The sequence below is a fragment of the Clavibacter sp. MX14-G9D genome, assembly GCF_032917815.1.
GTDB lineage: Bacteria > Actinomycetota > Actinomycetes > Actinomycetales > Microbacteriaceae > Clavibacter > Clavibacter michiganensis_K.
The window spans coordinates 1-16780 of sequence record NZ_JAVCVL010000041.1; the positions used below are offsets into that span (position 1 = coordinate 1).

Annotated in this window: 16 protein-coding genes and 1 pseudogene; 12 read left to right on the plus strand and 5 right to left on the minus strand. The window is 73.6% G+C overall.

The annotated features are described in order from the left end of the window. Positions 1-163 precede the first annotated feature (163 nt). The 7 genes from Q6969_RS05805 to Q6969_RS05835 all read left to right on the plus strand — a co-directional run bounded on the left by Q6969_RS05805 (position 164) and on the right by Q6969_RS05835 (position 8889). Complete coding sequence (locus Q6969_RS05805; RefSeq protein WP_317229601.1) at positions 164-1717, plus strand: sugar ABC transporter ATP-binding protein; 1554 nt, start codon at positions 164-166, stop codon at positions 1715-1717. Positions 1718-1884: 167 nt separating this feature from the next. Beyond that, positions 1885-2889 carry an ABC transporter substrate-binding protein gene (locus Q6969_RS05810; RefSeq protein WP_317229586.1) on the plus strand — a complete coding sequence of 335 codons (1005 nt, stop codon included), beginning with the start codon at positions 1885-1887 and terminating at the stop codon, positions 2887-2889. A 115-nt stretch (positions 2890-3004) separates the two neighbouring features. Continuing rightward, on the plus strand, positions 3005-4618 hold the full coding sequence (locus Q6969_RS05815; protein WP_317229587.1) for a sugar ABC transporter ATP-binding protein: 1614 nt from the start codon (positions 3005-3007) through the stop codon (positions 4616-4618). Further along, a complete protein-coding gene (locus tag Q6969_RS05820) occupies positions 4615-5691 on the plus strand; it encodes an ABC transporter permease (protein WP_317229588.1) in 1077 nt (358 codons plus the stop codon). The genes Q6969_RS05815 and Q6969_RS05820 overlap by 4 nt, the downstream gene beginning before the upstream one ends. Further along, positions 5688-6746: an ABC transporter permease subunit gene (locus Q6969_RS05825; protein WP_317229589.1), complete on the plus strand. Its 1059-nt coding sequence runs from the start codon at positions 5688-5690 to the stop codon at positions 6744-6746. Before Q6969_RS05820 ends, Q6969_RS05825 begins: the two co-directional genes overlap by 4 nt. Before the next feature lie 65 nt (positions 6747-6811). Next, positions 6812-7936 (plus strand): epoxide hydrolase, encoded by a 1125-nt coding sequence (locus Q6969_RS05830; protein ID WP_317229590.1) that lies wholly within the window; start codon positions 6812-6814, stop codon positions 7934-7936. Between the two features lie 8 nt (positions 7937-7944). After that, positions 7945-8889: an aminoglycoside phosphotransferase family protein gene (locus Q6969_RS05835; RefSeq protein ID WP_317229591.1), complete on the plus strand. Its 945-nt coding sequence runs from the start codon at positions 7945-7947 to the stop codon at positions 8887-8889. A 50-nt stretch (positions 8890-8939) separates the two neighbouring features. Here Q6969_RS05835 and Q6969_RS05840 read toward each other — a convergent pair whose 3' ends face one another. From Q6969_RS05840 to Q6969_RS05855, 4 genes are all read right to left on the minus strand, one after another. Next, positions 8940-9371 carry a VOC family protein gene (locus Q6969_RS05840; RefSeq protein ID WP_317229592.1) on the minus strand — a complete coding sequence of 144 codons (432 nt, stop codon included), beginning with the start codon at positions 9369-9371 and terminating at the stop codon, positions 8940-8942. 127 nt (positions 9372-9498) lie between these two features. Beyond that, positions 9499-9906, minus strand: a complete 408-nt coding sequence (locus Q6969_RS05845; protein ID WP_317229593.1) for a MauE/DoxX family redox-associated membrane protein — start codon at positions 9904-9906, stop codon at positions 9499-9501. Then, positions 9906-10328, minus strand: a complete 423-nt coding sequence (locus tag Q6969_RS05850; protein ID WP_317229594.1) for an organic hydroperoxide resistance protein — start codon at positions 10326-10328, stop codon at positions 9906-9908. The genes Q6969_RS05845 and Q6969_RS05850 overlap by 1 nt, the downstream gene beginning before the upstream one ends. Positions 10329-10406: 78 nt before the next feature. Beyond that, positions 10407-10940, minus strand: a complete 534-nt coding sequence (locus Q6969_RS05855; RefSeq protein WP_317229595.1) for a MarR family winged helix-turn-helix transcriptional regulator — start codon at positions 10938-10940, stop codon at positions 10407-10409. Positions 10941-11028: 88 nt separating this feature from the next. Here Q6969_RS05855 and Q6969_RS05860 point away from each other — a divergent pair, with 88 nt between their 5' ends. From Q6969_RS05860 to Q6969_RS05880, 5 genes are all read left to right on the plus strand, one after another. Next, positions 11029-11391, plus strand: a complete 363-nt coding sequence (locus Q6969_RS05860; protein ID WP_317229596.1) for a hypothetical protein — start codon at positions 11029-11031, stop codon at positions 11389-11391. A gap of 268 nt (positions 11392-11659) precedes the next feature. Then, the gene (locus Q6969_RS05865; RefSeq protein WP_317229597.1) at positions 11660-13009 is read left to right on the plus strand and encodes an extracellular solute-binding protein; all 1350 of its coding nucleotides are present in this window, start codon (positions 11660-11662) and stop codon (positions 13007-13009) included. A 55-nt stretch (positions 13010-13064) separates the two neighbouring features. Beyond that, a complete protein-coding gene (locus Q6969_RS05870) occupies positions 13065-13928 on the plus strand; it encodes a sugar ABC transporter permease (RefSeq protein WP_317229598.1) in 864 nt (287 codons plus the stop codon). Further along, positions 13925-14851, plus strand: a complete 927-nt coding sequence (locus Q6969_RS05875) for a carbohydrate ABC transporter permease (protein ID WP_317229599.1) — start codon at positions 13925-13927, stop codon at positions 14849-14851. Before Q6969_RS05870 ends, Q6969_RS05875 begins: the two co-directional genes overlap by 4 nt. Then, entirely contained in the window at positions 14848-16503 is a 1656-nt protein-coding gene (locus tag Q6969_RS05880; protein ID WP_317229600.1) for a glycoside hydrolase family 13 protein, read from the plus strand. The genes Q6969_RS05875 and Q6969_RS05880 overlap by 4 nt, the downstream gene beginning before the upstream one ends. A 42-nt stretch (positions 16504-16545) precedes the next feature. On the opposite strand, the pseudogene Q6969_RS05885 reads toward Q6969_RS05880, so the two are convergent. Then, positions 16546-16780, minus strand: a pseudogene (locus Q6969_RS05885) (glycosyltransferase); the annotation flags it as partial.

Consider the following 16780-nt stretch of genomic DNA (forward strand, 5'->3'; position numbering starts at 1 on the left):
CCGGCACGCGGCCGCCACGGCCCGACCCGAGGAGCACCAGGTGCGTCACGCACGGGGATCGACGACGATCCGCCCGACCGGCCCGACGGTCGTCGCGGACGGCACGACCGCGCGCCGCGGCAGCCCCGGGCACCCCGGCACGCCGGCCGGCCCGACCGTCCGCATGACGGGCATCACCGTGGCCTTCCCCAACGGCGTGGCGCTCGACGGCGTCGACCTCGACCTGCACCCCGGCGAGGTGCACGCGCTCCTCGGCGAGAACGGCGCGGGCAAGTCGACGCTCATCAAGGCGCTGCTCGGCGTGCACCGCATCGAGGCGGGCGAGATCCTCGTGGACGGCGAGCCCGTGCGGCTCGGCGGTCCGGCGGACGCCCGGGCGCTCGGCATCCAGGCCGCGTTCCAGGAGTCGCACCTGGTCGAGAACCTGAGCGTCGGCGAGAACGTGATGCTCGGCCACGAGCTGCGCCACCGCCTCGGGATCTCCTGGCGCGCCACCCACGCCCGCGCCGCCGCGATGCTCGCGGAGCTCGGCCTCGCGGAGCTGGATCCCCGCGACCGCCTCGCCGACCTCTCCCCCGCGAACCGCCAGCTGGTCTCCATCGCCCGCGCCATGGTCGACCGGCCGCGCGTCCTGGTGCTCGACGAGCCCACCTCCAGCCTCGACGCCGACGACGTGGCGCGCCTCTTCCGGGTCATCCGGCGGCTCCGCGACCAGGGCGTCGCGATCCTGTTCGTCTCCCACTTCCTCGAGCAGGTGCTCGCCCTCAGCGACCGGATGACGGTGCTCCGCGGCGGTGTGAAGGAGGGCGACTACCTGCCGCACGAGATCGACCGGGCCGAGGTGATCGCCCGCATGATCGGGAAGGACGTCGCGCACCTGAAGCGCATCGGCTCGGAGCGGCGCGCGCACCGGGTGGACCCGGTCGGGCCGCCGCTCTACCGCGCCGCCGGGGTGGGCCGCCGCGGCATGCTGCGGCCCGTGGACCTGGAGCTGCACCCGGGCGAGGTGGTCGGCATCGCGGGGCTCCGCGGATCCGGCCGCACCGAGCTCGCGCGCCTGCTCGCCGGCGCCGACCGCGCCGACGGCGGGGTGGTGACCCTCGGCGGCCGGGACATCGTGATCGACCGGCCGGCGGACGCCCTGCGGAACCGCGTGGCCCTCTCGGCGGAGGACCGCGGCGCGGAGGGCCTCATCGCCGACCTCAGCGTGCGGGAGAACATCGTGCTCGCGCTGCAGGCGCTGCGCGGATGGGCGCACCCGCTGTCCCGCGCCGAGCGCGAGGACCTCGTGGAGCGGCACATCGAGCACTTCGGCATCACGCCGGCCGATCCCGCGACGCCGGCCGGCCAGCTCTCCGGCGGCAACCAGCAGAAGGTGCTGCTCGCGCGCTGGCTGGCGATCCGGCCGCGCGTGCTGATCCTCGACGAGCCGACCCGCGGCGTCGACATCCGGGCGAAGGTCGACATCCAGGCGCACATCGCGCAGCTGGCGCTGGAGGGCGTCGCGGTGGTGTTCATCTCCTCGGCCTTCGATGAGCTCGTGCGGGTGAGCGACCGGATCGTGGTGCTGAAGGACCGGGAGAAGATCGGCGAGCTGAGCAACGGGCCCGGGGTGACGGTCGACACGATCGTGGAGCTGATCGCCGCGCCGGGCGACGAGGAGGACGAGGACGACTTCCCGCTGCCGGACCTGCCGAACCTGCCGCCCGGCCGCTGACCTCCGCACCACCGCGCGGATGTTCCCGGTAACAGGTGCTTGCGCTCCGGAAACTGTTACCGGTAACATCCCCAGCACGCGGCAGCACCCCGCGCATCCGCAGCACGACCGGTCCCCGAGGGCCGGATGCGGGACGGAGCCGTCCCGCCATCTCAAGGAGGAGATACATGTCCACGAAGAGGCGCATCGCCACCATCGCCGCAGCCGGGGCCATCGCCCTGAGCCTCGCGGCCTGCAACAGCAACTCCGGCACCGGGTCCACCGCCGGCGGCGCCGCCGACAGCGGCGGGGAGACCGCCACCGTCGGCTTCGTCGCGGTCGGCCCCGAGGGCGCCTGGCGCCAGGCCAACGAGAAGAACATCCAGGACACCTTCACGAAGGAGGCCGGGTTCGACCTCAAGTACGCCCCCGCCACCAACAACGACCAGAAGTCGCAGATCGACGCGTTCACGTCGTTCGTCGACGAGGGCGTCGACGTGATCCTGCTGTCGGCCACCGAGGGCTCCGGCTGGGAGGACTCGCTCGAGCGCGCCAAGGAGGCCGAGATCCCCGTGGTCCTCATCGACCGCGGCATCGAGCCGGACGACGACTCCCTGTACGCGACCCGCATCGCGCCCGACAACATCGCGGTGAGCGAGTCGGTCGCCGACTGGGCGAAGACGGCGCTGCCCGAGGGCGGCAAGTACTTCACGCTCGAGGGCCCCGCGGGCGTCTCGGTCGTCAACGAGCGCAACGAGGGCTGGAACGACGTCATCGGCTCCGACTCCGCCTTCACCAAGGTCGGCGCGCAGACCGCCAACTGGTCCACCGAGGAGGCGAAGAGCGTCTTCGAGACCGTGCTGAAGTCGAACGGGAACGACGTGCAGATGGTCTTCGCGCAGAACGACGAGATGGGCCTCGGCGCCGTCCAGGCCGTCGAGGAGGCGGGCCTCACGCCCGGCGAGGACGTGAAGATCGCGACCATCGACGGCACCAAGGGCGCGCTGCAGGCCCTGGCCGACGGCAAGCTCAGCTTCGTCGCCGAGTACAACCCGCTGTTCGGGGACACCGCGCTCGAGGCCGTGCAGAAGCTGCTCGACGGCGAGAGCGTCGAGTCCTCGATCGTCGTCCCGTCGGACACGTTCGACTCCCCCGAGAAGGCCGCCACCGCGCTGCCCGACCGGAAGTTCTAGCCCGCCCGCACGGCACACCCGGCGGCGGGGCGGACCATCCGCCCCGCCGCCCCCGCCCGTCCCGCGCCCGCTGCCGCACGCAGCCGGCGCCGACGGCAGACAAGGAGCACGCGCCATGCAGGCACCCATCCCCATCGTCGAGATGCGGGGCATCACCATCTCCTTCCCGGGCGTCAAGGCGCTCGACGGGGTCGACCTCCGCCTCTTCCCCGGCGAGGTCCACACGCTCATGGGCGAGAACGGCGCCGGGAAGTCGACGCTCATCAAGGCGCTCACGGGCGTCTACGGCATCGACTCCGGCACGGTCGTCGTCGACGGCGCCGAGCGGCGCCTCACCGGCACCGCCGACGCGCAGGCGGCCGGCATCTCGACCGTGTACCAGGAGGTGAACCTCTGCGGGAACCTCACCATCGGCGAGAACGTCATGCTCGGCCACGAGCGCCGCGGCCGGTTCGGCATCGACTGGAAGGGCACGCACGCGGCCGCCTCCGAGGTGCTGGCCCGCGTGGGGCTCGGCCACCTGGATCCGCGCACCCCGCTCTCCTCGCTCAGCCTCGCGCTGCAGCAGCTCGTCGCGATCAGCCGCGCCACCGTCATCGACGCGAAGGTGCTCATCCTCGACGAGCCGACGTCCAGCCTCGACGCCGACGAGGTCGAGGGCCTCTTCCGCGTGATGCGCCGCCTCCGCGACGAGGGCGTCGCCATCCTCTTCGTCTCCCACTTCCTCGACCAGGTGTTCGCGATCAGCGACCGGCTCACCGTGCTCCGGAACGGCAAGCGCGTCGGCGAGCACCTCACCCGCGACATCGACCGGGCCGGCCTCATCGCCCAGATGATCGGCAAGGACCTCCAGGCCCTCCGCTCCCTCGACCGGGAGCGCGCCAGCCGACGGGTCGCCGACGGCGAGCCCGTCTACCGCGCCACCGGCATCGGCCGGAAGGGCTCGCTCGACGCGACCGACATCGAGCTGCGCCGCGGCGAGGTCGTGGGCCTCGCCGGCCTCCTCGGCTCCGGCCGCACCGAGCTCGCGCGCCTCCTCTACGGCGTCGACCGGCCCGACTCCGGATCCGTCACCATGGACGGCGCGTCCGTCGCCATCACCTCCCCCGCCAAGGCGCTGAAGCGCCGCATCGCGTTCTCCAGCGAGAACCGCCGCGACGAGGGCATCATCCGCGACCTCAGCGTGCGGGAGAACCTCGTGCTCGCCGTGCAGGCGAAGCGCGGCTGGGCCCGGCCGCTGTCGGCCAAGGAGAAGGACCGCATCGTCTCCAAGTACCTGACCGAGCTCAACGTGCGCCCGGCCGACCCCGACCGGCCCATCCGGAACCTGTCCGGCGGCAACCAGCAGAAGGTGCTGCTCGGGCGGTGGCTCGCGACCGAGCCGGAGCTGCTGATCCTCGACGAGCCGACCCGCGGGATCGACGTGGGCGCGAAGGCCGAGATCCAGGAGCAGGTCGCGGCACTCGCCGACACGGGCGTCGCCGTCGTCTTCATCTCCTCGGAGCTCGAGGAGGTGGTGCGGCTCAGCGACCGCATCGTCGTGCTCAAGGACCACCGCAAGATCGCCGAGCTCGAGGCCGGGCCGGACGTGACGGCCGAGTCCATCGTGACCACCATCGCCGAGGAGGGGGTGTCCGACGTCGACCTCGACGCCGTGCCGGACCCCGCCCGCGACCCCGCATCCGCATCCGCATCCGCATCCGCATCCGCCGAGGAGGCCCGCCGATGAGCGGCACCACGACCACGCCCGCCCGCCCGCTCGCCGACCTGCTGCACCGGCCCTGGTTCTGGGGCTCGGTGGCGATCATCCTGCTGCTGGCCGTGAACGTCGCCAAGGACCCCGGCTACCTCGCCCTCTCGGTGAACCCCGAGACGGGGAACCTCGTCGGCAACCTCGTCGACATCCTCCGGGCCGCCGCGCCCGTGCTCATGATCGCGGTGGGCATGTGCCTCGTCATCGCGACCGGCGGAATCGACCTCAGCGTCGGCTCGATCATGGTGGTCGCCGGCGCCGTCTCGATGGAGTTCCTGAAGGCCGCCGGATCCGACTCGCTCGGCGTCGCGCTCGGCGCGATCGGCCTGGCGCTCCTCATCAGCGTCATCCTCGGCGCCGTCAACGGCATGCTCGTCTCCGTCGTGGGGCTGCAGCCGTTCATCAGCACCCTCGTGATCATGCTCGCCGGCCGCGGCCTCGCGAAGGTCATCACGGCGGGCCAGAACACGGCCGCCGCCAACGAGCCGTTCCGCTGGGTCGCGAACGGCTACCTCGTGGGGCTGCCGGTGGTGTTCCTGCTCGCGGTGCTCATCACGATCGGCGTGGCCGTGCTGGTGCGCCGCAGCGCGCTCGGCCTCATGATCGAGGCGATCGGCATGGACCCGCAGGCTGCCCGCCTCGCCGGGCTCGACCGCCGGGCGCTCCTGTTCACGGCCTACATCGCGAGCGGGCTGCTCGCGGGCGTCGCCGGCATCTTCGCCACCGCGAGCGTCATGACCGTCGACGTCTCCCGCACCGGCTACCAGCTGGAGCTCGACGCGATCCTCGCGGTCGTCATCGGCGGCACCTCGCTCGCCGGCGGCAAGTTCCACCTGCTGGGGGCCTCCGTCGGCGCGCTCCTCATCGCGACCCTCGACAAGACGGTCGTGTTCCTCGGCATCTCCTCCTCGGCCACGCCCGCCTTCAAGGCGATCGTGATCGTGGCGCTCTGCCTCCTGCAATCGCAGCGCGTCCGCGCGCTGTTCACGAGGCGCCCCCCCGCGGCGCCCGCCCCCGTGCCCACCGAGAAGGAGGCCGTGCCCGCATGAGCGCCACGACGATCCGCCCGCCCCTCGCCCCGACGCCCGCGCCGGGACCCGGCACCGCGCCGCGCCCGCCGCGCCGCCGGCTCCGCATCCGCCTCGACTCGCTGCCCACCGTCGCCGCCCTGGTGATCCTGCTGGCGATGCTGGCCTACGGGGAGATCGCGTACGGCCGCATCCTGCAGGCCGCCACGCTCTCCAACCTGCTCATCAACAACGCGCACGTCATCGTGCTCGCCGTGGGGCTCACCTTCGTGATCCTCACGGGCGGCATCGACCTGTCCGTCGGCGCGATCGTCGCCGTCAGCAGCGTCGCCGGCGTCCTGCTCGCGAACGCGGGGTGGAACCCGTGGGTGGTGATGGTGCTGATGATCCTCATCGGCACCGCCTCGGGCGTCGTCTCCGGGGTGCTGATCCAGTACTTCGACGTGCAGCCGTTCATCGCGACCCTCGCGATGATGTTCCTCGGCCGCGGGCTCGCCTCCATCCTCAGCACCGTGCCGGAGCGCCTCGACGACGAGTCGCCGCTGCGCTCGCTCGCGACGGACATGAAGGTGGTCGACGGCCCGAAGGTGAACGACGTGGTGACCACGCCCGGCGTGCTCATCGCGCTGGTCGTGGTGGGCGTCGCGTTCTTCGTGCTGCACCGCACCCGCCTCGGCCGCACCGTCTACGCGACGGGCGGCTCGGAGCAGTCGGCCGCGCTAATGGGCCTGCCCGTGCGGCGCACCAAGCTCGCCGTCTACGTCATCAGCGGGTCGCTCGCCGGCCTCGCGTCGGTGATCTACACGGCCCGCCTCGGCAGCGCGCAGAACATCACCGGCATCGGCTGGGAGCTCGACGCGATCGCGGCGACCGTCATCGGCGGCACCCTCCTCACGGGCGGCGTGGGCTTCGTGCTCGGCTCGGTCGTCGGCGCGCTGGTGCTCGGCCTCATGAACGTCCTCATCACGCGCGACGGCGGCATCCCGCCGGAGGCGACCACCATCATCACGGGCGGCATCCTGCTGGTGTTCGTGCTCCTGCAGCGCGCGGTGATGGCGCGGCGGCGGCGGACCTAGGACCCCCGGCGGCGGCGCGCGGGATCATGGGGGCACCGCGCCCGCCCGCCACGTCAGGACCGACCATGACCGACCCGCTCCCCCTCGACGTCAGCGACGCCGACCTCGACGACCTCCGCGACCGCATCCGCCGCACGCGCTGGGCGCCCGAGTGGCCGGTGGCGGCGTGGGAGGCGGGCACCGACCAGGCCCTCCTGCGCCGCCTCGCCGCGGTGTGGGCGGACGGCTTCGACTGGCGGGCGCGCGAGCGGGAGATCCGGGCGCTGCCGTGGGCGGTCGCCGACCTCGACGGCACCCCCGTCTCCTACCTCCGCTTCGACGCGGAGCGTCCCGGCCGCCTCCCGGTGGTCCTCACCAACGGCTGGCCGAGCACCGCGCTCGAGCTGGTGCCGCTCGCGGAGCGCCTGTCGCAGCCGTCCCGCTCCGGCGGCGACGCCGCGGACGCGGTCACCGTCGTCGTCCCCGCGCTCCCGGGGTTCCCGTTCTCGCCGCCGCGGCCGCGGATCGACGAGCCGACGCACGAGCTCTGGCACCGGCTGATGGCCGACGAGCTGGGCTTCGCGCGGTACGCGGCGCACGGCGGCGACCTCGGCGCGGGGATCACGTCGCGGCTGGCGGAGGCGCACCCGGAGGCGGTGGCGGGGATCCACCTGATGGCGGTCGCCGCGCCGGCGGACCTCGACGAGGCGACGCTCACCGACGCGGAGCGCGCGCACCGGGAGGAGGTGCGCACGTGGCACGCGGACGAGGGCGCGTACGAGCACCAGCAGCGGACGCGCCCGCTGACGCTCGCGCCCGCGCTCCAGGACTCGCCCGTGGGGCTGCTGTCGTGGATCCTCGAGAAGCATCGCGCCTGGAGCGACTGCGGCGGCGACGTGTCCACGCGGTTCAGCGACGACCACCTGCTGACGCTCGCGTCGCTCTACTGGTTCACGGGATCCATCGGCAGCTCGCTCCGCCCCTACTACGCGCACGCCTCCGGCCGCACCGCCCCGGTCGGCCGCGTGCGGGTGCCGACCGCGGTCGCGGTGTTCCCGCACGACCTCGTGCACCCGCCGCGGAGCTGGGCGGAGCGCACCCACGACGTGGTCCGGTACACGACCATGCCGCGCGGCGGGCACTTCGCCCCGCACGAGGAGCCGGACCTGCTGGCCGACGACATCCGCGCGTTCCTGCGGACGCTGGCCTAGGCGCGCGGGTGGTGGACGGCCGGACGCCGACCGGGGCCCGTCCCCGAGGAGACGCCGCGCGCCCCGCGGCGCTCGACGGGATCCTCCGCCGCATCGGCGCCGCGCCCGACGACGCACGGGAGCTCCCCGGCGGATCCGTGAACCGCACGTACCGCGTCGCGCGGACGGGCGGCGACGTGGTGGTCCGGTTCCCGGCCGATGCGCGGCGCGCCGACGAGTTCCCCGTCGAGGAGTGGGCGGCGGGCGCCGCCGCGCGTGCGGGCATCGCGGTCCCCGCGGTCCTCGAGCGCGGGATCCATGACGGCGTCCCCTACCTCGTGCAGGCCTTCGTGCCGTCGCACGCGGAGCCCGTCGCCGATCCGTGGACGGAGCTCGGCCGCCTCGCCCGCGCGGTCGGCCGGGTCGACCTCGCCGACGCCCCCGACCCGCTCTTCACGCGCTTCGGGCGCGACCTGCCCGCCGCGTGGGCGGCGCACCTCGCCTACGGCCGCGCGTCGCTCGACGGCGACGACCCGCTCCTCCGCGACGGCGCCTACCCGGCGGAGGCCCTCCCCTGGCTGCGGGAGAGGTTCGCCGCCCTCGCCCGGGCGCCGTTCGACCACGGCCTCGCGCACGGCGACCTCGCGCCGCGGAACCTGCTGTCCCGCGGTCCGGGCGCCGCCCCGGTCCTGATCGACTGGGGCGCAGCGGAGACCGGACCCGCGCCGTGGACCGACGCCCGCCGGGTGACGGCGTGGACGCACCTCGACGGATCCGTCACCGCGGCGGAGCACGACGCGTTCATGGCCGCGGCCGGCCTCGACGGCGCCGGGGCGCAGCGCACGCTCGTGGCGATGACGGCGCTGCACCTCGTGGACGTCACGCGCTGGGCGCGTGAGCGGCGGCCGGACCTGTACGCCGAGCACTCCGCGCGGTGCCGCGCGGGGCTCGCGCGGCTCGCCGGGCTGGGCTGAGCTGCCCCGCTAGCGGCACAGCGCGAGCGGAGTCGTGACAGGAACCGCGATCAGCCCTGCGCGTCCATGGCCGGTGGGCCGCCCGCGGCGAACGCCGGGTCCATGTGGCCGATCTCGAGGATGTTCCCGTCGGGATCCGTGAGCTGGCGCTGGTACATGAAGCCGTGGTCGGCGGCCGGGCGTGCCTCGGTGCCGCCCGCGGCGAGCCCGGCGGCGACGGCGGTGTCGACCTCCTCGCGGCTGTCGAGGTTCACCGACGTGAGCGCGGACACGGCCGTCGACGGGTCGCCGAGCGGCTGGTCGGTGAACGACTGGAAGAACGGGCGCGTCAGGATCATGAGGCAGCTGTGGTCCTCCTCGACCACGATGCAGGCGGCGTTCTCGTCGGTGAACGCGGGGTTCACGGTGAAGCCGACGGCCGTGTAGAACGCCTTCGCGCGCTCCAGGTCGGTGACGGGCAGGTTCACGAAGATCATGGGCATGGGTCTCTCCTTCGAGACGCGGGTGGAGCGGATGCGCCCATGCTGGCCACGGGTGTCGGGGAGCGTCAAGGGCGACGACCACCGGTTCCCGTGCGGGTCCCGGTGGTCGTCGCACGCAGCGGGCGGGTCAGCGCCGGCGCAGCGCCCCCGTCGACCAGAGCGCGACCGCGACGAGCACCGGCTGGAAGAACAGGCGGCCGAGGCGCTTGCCGTCGGTGTCGAGGCCGAAGGCGTCGCGGCGGTGGACGTACTGCGCGATGTTGCCGGGGAAGATCGCCGTGAAGAACGCGGCGGCGGCCCAGCCCGCGAGGCCGCGGCGCGAGCGCGCGAACAGCAGGGCGGAGCCGAGCGTGATCTCGGCCACGCCGGATCCGACGACGGTCACGTCCTCGGGCACCGGCAGCGACTTCGGCACCTGGGCGCGGAACTCCTCGCGCGCGACCGTGAGGTGCGTGATGCCCGCGAAGGCGAGGAACGAGCCGAGCACGACGCGGGCGGCCGTGCGGGGGAAGGACGTAGGGGCGTGGCCGGCCATCAGTCGTCCGAGACCGAGACGACGACCTCGATGTTGCCGCGGGTCGCGTTCGAGTACGGGCAGACCTGGTGCGCCTGGTCGGCGAGCTCCTGCGCGAGGTCGTGCTCGACCCCGGGGATGACGACCTCGAGGTGCACGGCCAGCTGGTAGCCGCCCTCGCCGTTCGATCCGATGCTCACTCGGCTGCCCACGCTCGAGTCCGCGATGGAGACCTTGCGGCCGCGCGCGACGCCCTGCAGGGCGGAGTGGAAGCAGGCGGCGTAGCCGGCGGCGAAGAGCTGCTCGGGGTTCGCGCCCTCGCCGGATCCGCCCATGGCCTTCGGGATGGAGAGGTCGAGCGCGAGGTCGCTGTCGCTGACGGCGACGCGTCCGTTCCGGCCGGCTCCCGTGGCGAGGGCCTCCGCGGTGTACAGGGCGTCCATGTGGTTCCTTCCGATCGTGGCCGCGGGGCGGCCGGGGCCGCGCGGGGGCGCGGCGGGTGGGTGGTGGTGGATGGTGCGTCAGGTGGCGGCCGGCGCCGCGGCGGTCGGCACCGCGGGAGGCGCGGCCGGATGGGCGAGCGCCTCGGCGGCGGTCTCCTGCATGCCCGCGGTGACGAGGTGCAGGGCCGCGAGGAGCTGCCGGGCCCGGTCGAGGTCGAGGCCCATCCCGCGGATCACGGCGGCCGGCACGTGCGCGAGCTCGGCCCGCACGGCGCGGCCGCGGTCGGCGAGCGACACGGTGACCACGCGCTGGTCGGCGGAGACGCGACGGCGGGCGACGAAGCCGGCCTCCTCCATGCGCGCGAGCAGCGGCGACAGCGTGCCCGAGTCGAGGTCGAGCTGACGACCCAGATCCGTGACGGTGCGGTCGTCGCCCGACCACAGCAGGACGAGCACCAGGTACTGCGGGTAGGTGAGGCCCCACGGCGCGAGGAGCGCGCGGTACGCCTGCGTGGTGGAGCGCGAGGCCGTGTAGAGCGAGAAGCACACCAGCTCGTCGGTGATGCGCGCGGGCGTCGCCGTCGTGTCGTCGAGGGGGGTCGCGTCGGGCATGGTCCGAGCCTGCCCGGAAACAAGGTTGTGCGCAATTCATTTCGGGCGATGCCCAGCTGCGCCGCACCGCCGCGTACCCTGGAGCGACATGATCACGAGACGAGAGGCCGCGCTGCGGCTGGGCATCCCGCTGGAGATGGCCACGCGCCACGGCATCCCGGGGCGCGTCCCGGAGTCCGAGATCGCGGCGATGGACCAGGATCCGCCGCCCTGGCTCGCGCAGTCCCGCGCGAACTCCTCCGGCAAGCGCCCCGTGTGGGTGCAGCTCACGTGCGAGGTGTGCGGCTTCACGGAGGCCGTGCGCCCCAAGAAGTGGTGGCCGGAGTTCTCCTACCTCTCGTGCGAGCGCCACTCCCCCGACGAGCTGCCCGAGCCCGCCCTCGGCCTCGCCCGGCGCGAGGTCGACGGCATCGGCAGCCGGTTCGTCGGCGTGGTGGACGAGCGGCCGTAGGGCGGATCCCCGCACCTCCCGCCGCGCCGACGGGCCGCGTCGTCCGAGCGGCGAACCCGGCATTTCGCGTTGCTGGGCGTCGACCACGAAGTCACACGCTCCGGACGCGCACCCGTAGTTTGTGGACTAACGACCCGTCGCGGGTCGGGGTCGCGGCCGGCGATCCCGGCACGAGCGCCCGCAGGGGTCGGGCACCACCCGGACCGCACGCCCGCGTGCATCCTCCTCGTCCCGTCGCCCCGCGCGACCCGCACCCCGAAGGACTCCGATGCGCGACACAGCCCCCTCGACCACCCGCCGGCGACGCGGCCCGATCCGCCTGGCGCTCGGCGCCGCGGTGGCCGCCGCGACCGTCGCCCTCGCCGGCTGCGGCGCCGGCGCCGACGTGGGAGGCGCGGGCGTCGCCTGCGACATCCCGCAGCCGGACGCGAAGACGACCGTCAACGTCCTCTCCTACAACAGCCCCTCGACGAACCCGTTCACCGACGCGATCGCCACGGGCTGCACGGGCGGGAACCTCACGGTCAACGCGCCGACCACCGACTTCGGCGGCCAGAACCAGCGCGCCGTGCAGTCCATGTCGGGGGCGAACCCCAGCTACGACCTCGTCGAGGTCTACGGCACCGTGTACCCGCTCTACGCGGAGCGCGGCTGGATCGAGCCGCTCGACGACCGCATCGCGGACGCGGGCGACGAGCTCGCCATCGACGACATCGACCCGACGCTCCTGGAGTCGCTGCAGTACGACGGGAAGCAGGTCGGCATCCCCACGTTCTGGGGCACGATCATCTTCATCTACCGCGAGGACATCCTCTCCGACCTCGGCATCGAGGTGCCGACCACGTTCGAGGAGATGTACGCCGCCGCCGACACCATCCGCACCGAGACCGGCATGGCGAACCCGCTGGCCCTCCCGTTCAACGCGGCCGGCGACAACTCGAGCGCCTACAACCAGTACCTCGGCTCGCTCGGCGGCACCTGGTTCGAGGACGGCTCCGCCACCCCGACGCTCGACACCCCCGAGTCGATCGCCGCGCTCGACACCCTCCGCGCCACGTACCAGCAGATGAGCTCGCAGTCGACCTCGTGGTCGTCGCCCGAGGTCATCACGCAGCTGCAGACCGGCCAGGCCGCGATGTCGATGCTGTTCGCCGGCCGCGTCTCCGCGCTGCTCGACGAGGGCCAGACGGAGAACTTCGACGACTTCGCGTTCGCCGTGCCGCCGTCCGTGCAGGAGGGCGGCACCCCCGCGACCAGCCTCTCGGTCGACGGGCTCTCGATCGCCGCGAACTCGAAGGTCGACAAGGACCTCCTCTTCGACCTGCTCGGCGTCGCGACCGGCGCGGACGCCGCGACCGAGGCCGCCAAGGCCACGATCCCGGCCCGCACCACGCAGGCGCAGGCCGCCGACCTCCCGTTCGAGGAGGCCGCGCGCGACGTGCTCGAGAGCGAGAAGCCGAACGGCCTGCCGCTCGTGCCGTACATGTCCGACGTGTTCGCCGCGATGGCGCCGATCCTCGCGCAGGTCGTCGACGGCACGCTGTCCTCCGCGGACGGCGCCGCCCAGCTCCAGGCGGCGGCCGTGCAGGCCATCGCCACGGCGGGCTTCGCGCCCTGATGCGCGGATCCACCCGCGACGGCACCCGCCCGGGCTCGGCGCCCGGCAGCCGGGCATGAGGCTCAAGACCTTCGCCGCGTTCACGGCCCCCGCCATCATCCTGATGGCGGGGCTGCTGATCGTGCCGCTGATCACGACCCTCGTCTGGAGCTTCCAGAACGTGCCCGTCGGCCAGCCGGGCGTCTTCAACGGCGTGGCGAACTACGTCGAGATCTTCACCGACCGCCGCTTCGGCCAGGACGCCGCGTTCACCATCACCTACGCGATCGTCATGACGGTCGCGAAGCTCATCGTCGGCTACGGCATCGCGCTGCTGCTGAACCGCATCGAGCGGGGGCGCATGGTGATCCTCGGGCTCCTCATGGCGAGCTACGTGGTGCCCACCGTCATCGGCGCGCTCAACTTCTCCTGGCTCTTCAACGACATCTTCGGCGGCGTCGTGAACCAGGGCCTCGCGGTGTTCGGGATCCACGTGGACTGGCTGACGGAGACCGGGCCCGCCCGCGTGCTCATCGGCCTGCACGCGCTCTGGCACGAGACGCCGTTCGTGATCCTCGTGCTCCTCGCGGGCCTGCAGACCCTCCCCGAGGAGCCGCTCGAGGCCGCGCAGCTCGACGGCGCCGGGTGGTGGCAGCGCCAGCGCTACATGATCGTGCCGCTGCTCGCGCCGCTGTTCTCGTTCGTGACGCTCATCAGCCTGATGGACAGCCTCAAGGTGTTCGACTCCATCCGGATCATCACCCCGGCGGCCGGCAGCGTCGGCACCGAGTCCCTCATGGTGTTCGTCTACCAGGTGGCCCTCGGGGAGTCGTACCGGCTGGGGGTGGCGAGCGCGGTGAACGTGGTGACCATCGTCATCACGCTCGTGCTGCTGATCCCGTTCCTCCGACAGACCTGGAAGGGGGCGCGGGCCGCATGACCGCATCCACCCCGCTCGTGCCCACCGGCCGGACCCGCGTGCCCCGCGGCGACGGCCCCACCGGGTCCGGCCGCACGCTCACCGCGCGGGAGCGCCGACGCCGCGAGCGCATCGGCTCGCTGTGGGCCGGCGCGGCGCTCGTCGTCATCGTCATCGTCGCGCTCAGCCCGTTCCTGTGGGCGCTGCTCACGGCGGTCAAGCCGTTCCAGGACGCGTTCACCAACCCGCCGACGTGGATCTTCGAGCCGCGCCTCGACGCGTTCGTCGACCTGTGGCGCGGCACCCTGTTCGCCGAGGTGCTCGTCAACACCTTCATCGTGGCCGGGCTCACGGTCGTGGTCGCGCTCGTCGTCGGCGCGCCCGCCGCGTACGCGTTCGCGCGCTACGCGGGGGTCGTCGGGCCGATCCTGCTGGTGCTCGCCGTGGTGCTGCGGACCATCCCGCGGTTCGCCGTGGTGCTGCCGTTCTACGAGATGAGCCAGGCGCTCGGCATCTACGACACCAAGATCGCCCTGGTCGCGGCGCTCGTGGCGGTGAACATGCCGTTCACGCTGCTGCTGCTCGTCGGGTTCTTCCGCGACATCCCGACCGAGCTCGACGAGGCCGCGATGATCGACGGGTGCAGCCGCTTCGGCGCGTTCCGCCGCGTCATCGTGCCGCTCATGGGCCCCGGCCTCGTGACGGCGGGCGTGTTCACCCTGCTCGTCGCGTTCCAGGAGTACCTCGTGGCGCTCACGCTCACGCAGAACCAGGCCGTCACGATCCCCGTCTTCATCGCCGCGCAGAAGGGGGCGGACGACATCTCGACCTACCAGACGCTGGCGGCGGCGAGCATCGCGCTCGTGATCCCCGTGGTGCTCATCGCGGTCTTCGCGCGCAGGTACCTCGTGGCCGGCCTCGGCGGCGGCGCCGTCAAGGGATGACCTCCGAGCGGGCGGCGGAGACCGCGTGGTGGCGCTCGGCGGTCGTCTACCAGGTGCTCCTCCGCAGCTTCGCCGACGGCGACGGGGACGGCGTGGGCGACCTCGCGGGCCTGCGCGACCGGCTCCCGTACCTGGCGGCGCTCGGCGTCGACGCCATCTGGGTGAACCCCTGGTACCCCTCGCCGATGGTCGACGCGGGCTACGACGTGGCGGACTACCGCGACGTGGACCCGGCCTACGGCACGCTCGCCGACGCGGAGGCCCTGATCGCCGAGGCGCACGGCCTCGGCATGCGCGTGCTCCTCGACATCGTCCCCAACCACACCTCCGACGCGCACCCCTGGTTCCGCGCGGCGCTGGACGGGGATCCGGCGGCCCGGGCGCGGTACCACTTCCGCGACGGGCAGGGCGCGGACGGCGAGCTGCCGCCCAACGACTGGGAGAGCTGCTTCCGCGGCCCCGCGTGGACCCGCACCACCGATCCCGACGGGCGCCCGGGCGCCTGGTACCTGCACCTGTTCGCCGCGGAGCAGCCCGACCTCGACTGGACGAGCCCCGAGGTGCGCGCGGAGTTCGTCGACGTGCTGCGCTTCTGGTTCGACCGCGGCGTCGATGGCTTCCGGGTCGACGTCGCGCACGGGCTGGCGAAGGCGGCCGGGCTCCCCGACGGGCGGGGCGCCGACCGCCGCACCGAGGCGCATCCGGGCTGGGACCAGGACGAGGTCCACGACGTGTACCGGGAGTGGCGCGGGGTCGCCGACTCCTACGACCCGCCGCGGATCTTCGTCGCCGAGGCCTGGGTGGCGCGGCCCGAGCGGCTGCCGCTCTACCTCCGCCCCGACGAGCTGCACACCGCGTTCGAGTTCGAGCCGCTGCACACGGCGTTCCGCGCGGGACCCTGGCGGCGGGTCATCGACCAGGGCCTGGCGAAGGCCGCCGACACGGGCGCACCGAGCGCCTGGGCGCTGACCAACCACGACGTGGTCCGGCAGGCGACCCGCTACGGCCGGGAGCAGCCGGAGGTGCGGGCCTCGAACGAGCAGCAGCGCGCCCGCTTCGGGGTGGACCCGGTCGACCGCGAGCTCGGCCGCCGTCGCGCCCGCGCGGCGGTCACGCTCACGATGGCCCTGCCCGGCGTCGCCTACCTCTACTTCGGCGAGGAGCTCGGGCTGCACGAGGTGGAGGACATCCCCGACGCGCGCCGCCATGACCCCATCCACCTCCGCTCGGGCGGCAGCGACCCGGGGCGGGACGGCTCCCGGGTGCCGATCCCCTGGTCGGGGTCGGCGGCCCCCTTCGGCTTCTCGACCGGCGTCCCCGACGGCGGCCTGGGACCGTGGCTGCCGCAGCCGGACGAGTGGGCGGGGCTCACGGTCGAGCGCCAGGAGGCGGATCCCGCGTCGACGCTCGCGCACTACCGGCGGCTGCTGGCGGCGCGCCGCGAGCTCGTGGTGGCGTCGGAGCCGCTGGTGTGGCTGCCCAGCCCGGCCGATGCGCTCGCCTTCCGGCGCGGATCGCTCGAGTGCTGGATCGCGTTCGGCACCGACCCGGTGCCGCTGCCGCCCGGACGACGGGTGGTGCTCAGCTCCACGGGCGCCGTCCACGACGCGCTCCCGCCCGACACGGCGGTCTGGCTGGTGCCCCACAGCTGATCGCGCTGCGGCACCTGCTCGGCGGGAGCGACCGCCGCCGCGTCAGAGCGACTCGAGCACGTCGACCGCCCCCCGCACGCCCTGCTCCCGTCGCATGAGCGCGCCCACCTCGGCCGCCCTCCCGCGACGGGACAGGGCGTCGCCCATCGCCCGGGCGAGGGCGTCGAGCGACATCCCGCGGCGCGGGACCGGCGCGGCGGCGACCCCCTGCCGGTGCAGCCGGGCGGCCCAGAACGGCTGGTCGGCAGTGACGGGCACCACGACGGCGGGCACGCCG

Excerpts from the sequence above, each read along its gene's own strand:
- Q6969_RS05805 (WP_317229601.1), top strand. The coding sequence starts at position 164 with ATGACGGGCATCACCGTGGCCTTCCCCAACGGCGTGGCGCTCGACGGC.
- Q6969_RS05810 (WP_317229586.1), top strand. The coding sequence starts at position 1,885 with ATGTCCACGAAGAGGCGCATCGCCACCATCGCCGCAGCCGGGGCCATC.
- Q6969_RS05815 (WP_317229587.1), top strand. The coding sequence starts at position 3,005 with ATGCAGGCACCCATCCCCATCGTCGAGATGCGGGGCATCACCATCTCC.
- Q6969_RS05820 (WP_317229588.1), top strand. The coding sequence starts at position 4,615 with ATGAGCGGCACCACGACCACGCCCGCCCGCCCGCTCGCCGACCTGCTG.
- Q6969_RS05825 (WP_317229589.1), top strand. The coding sequence starts at position 5,688 with ATGAGCGCCACGACGATCCGCCCGCCCCTCGCCCCGACGCCCGCGCCG.
- Q6969_RS05830 (WP_317229590.1), top strand. The coding sequence starts at position 6,812 with ATGACCGACCCGCTCCCCCTCGACGTCAGCGACGCCGACCTCGACGAC.
- Q6969_RS05840 (WP_317229592.1), bottom strand. The coding sequence starts at position 9,371 with ATGCCCATGATCTTCGTGAACCTGCCCGTCACCGACCTGGAGCGCGCG.
- Q6969_RS05845 (WP_317229593.1), bottom strand. The coding sequence starts at position 9,906 with ATGGCCGGCCACGCCCCTACGTCCTTCCCCCGCACGGCCGCCCGCGTC.
- Q6969_RS05850 (WP_317229594.1), bottom strand. The coding sequence starts at position 10,328 with ATGGACGCCCTGTACACCGCGGAGGCCCTCGCCACGGGAGCCGGCCGG.
- Q6969_RS05855 (WP_317229595.1), bottom strand. The coding sequence starts at position 10,940 with ATGCCCGACGCGACCCCCCTCGACGACACGACGGCGACGCCCGCGCGC.
- Q6969_RS05860 (WP_317229596.1), top strand. The coding sequence starts at position 11,029 with ATGATCACGAGACGAGAGGCCGCGCTGCGGCTGGGCATCCCGCTGGAG.
- Q6969_RS05865 (WP_317229597.1), top strand. The coding sequence starts at position 11,660 with ATGCGCGACACAGCCCCCTCGACCACCCGCCGGCGACGCGGCCCGATC.
- Q6969_RS05870 (WP_317229598.1), top strand. The coding sequence starts at position 13,065 with ATGAGGCTCAAGACCTTCGCCGCGTTCACGGCCCCCGCCATCATCCTG.
- Q6969_RS05875 (WP_317229599.1), top strand. The coding sequence starts at position 13,925 with ATGACCGCATCCACCCCGCTCGTGCCCACCGGCCGGACCCGCGTGCCC.
- Q6969_RS05880 (WP_317229600.1), top strand. The coding sequence starts at position 14,848 with ATGACCTCCGAGCGGGCGGCGGAGACCGCGTGGTGGCGCTCGGCGGTC.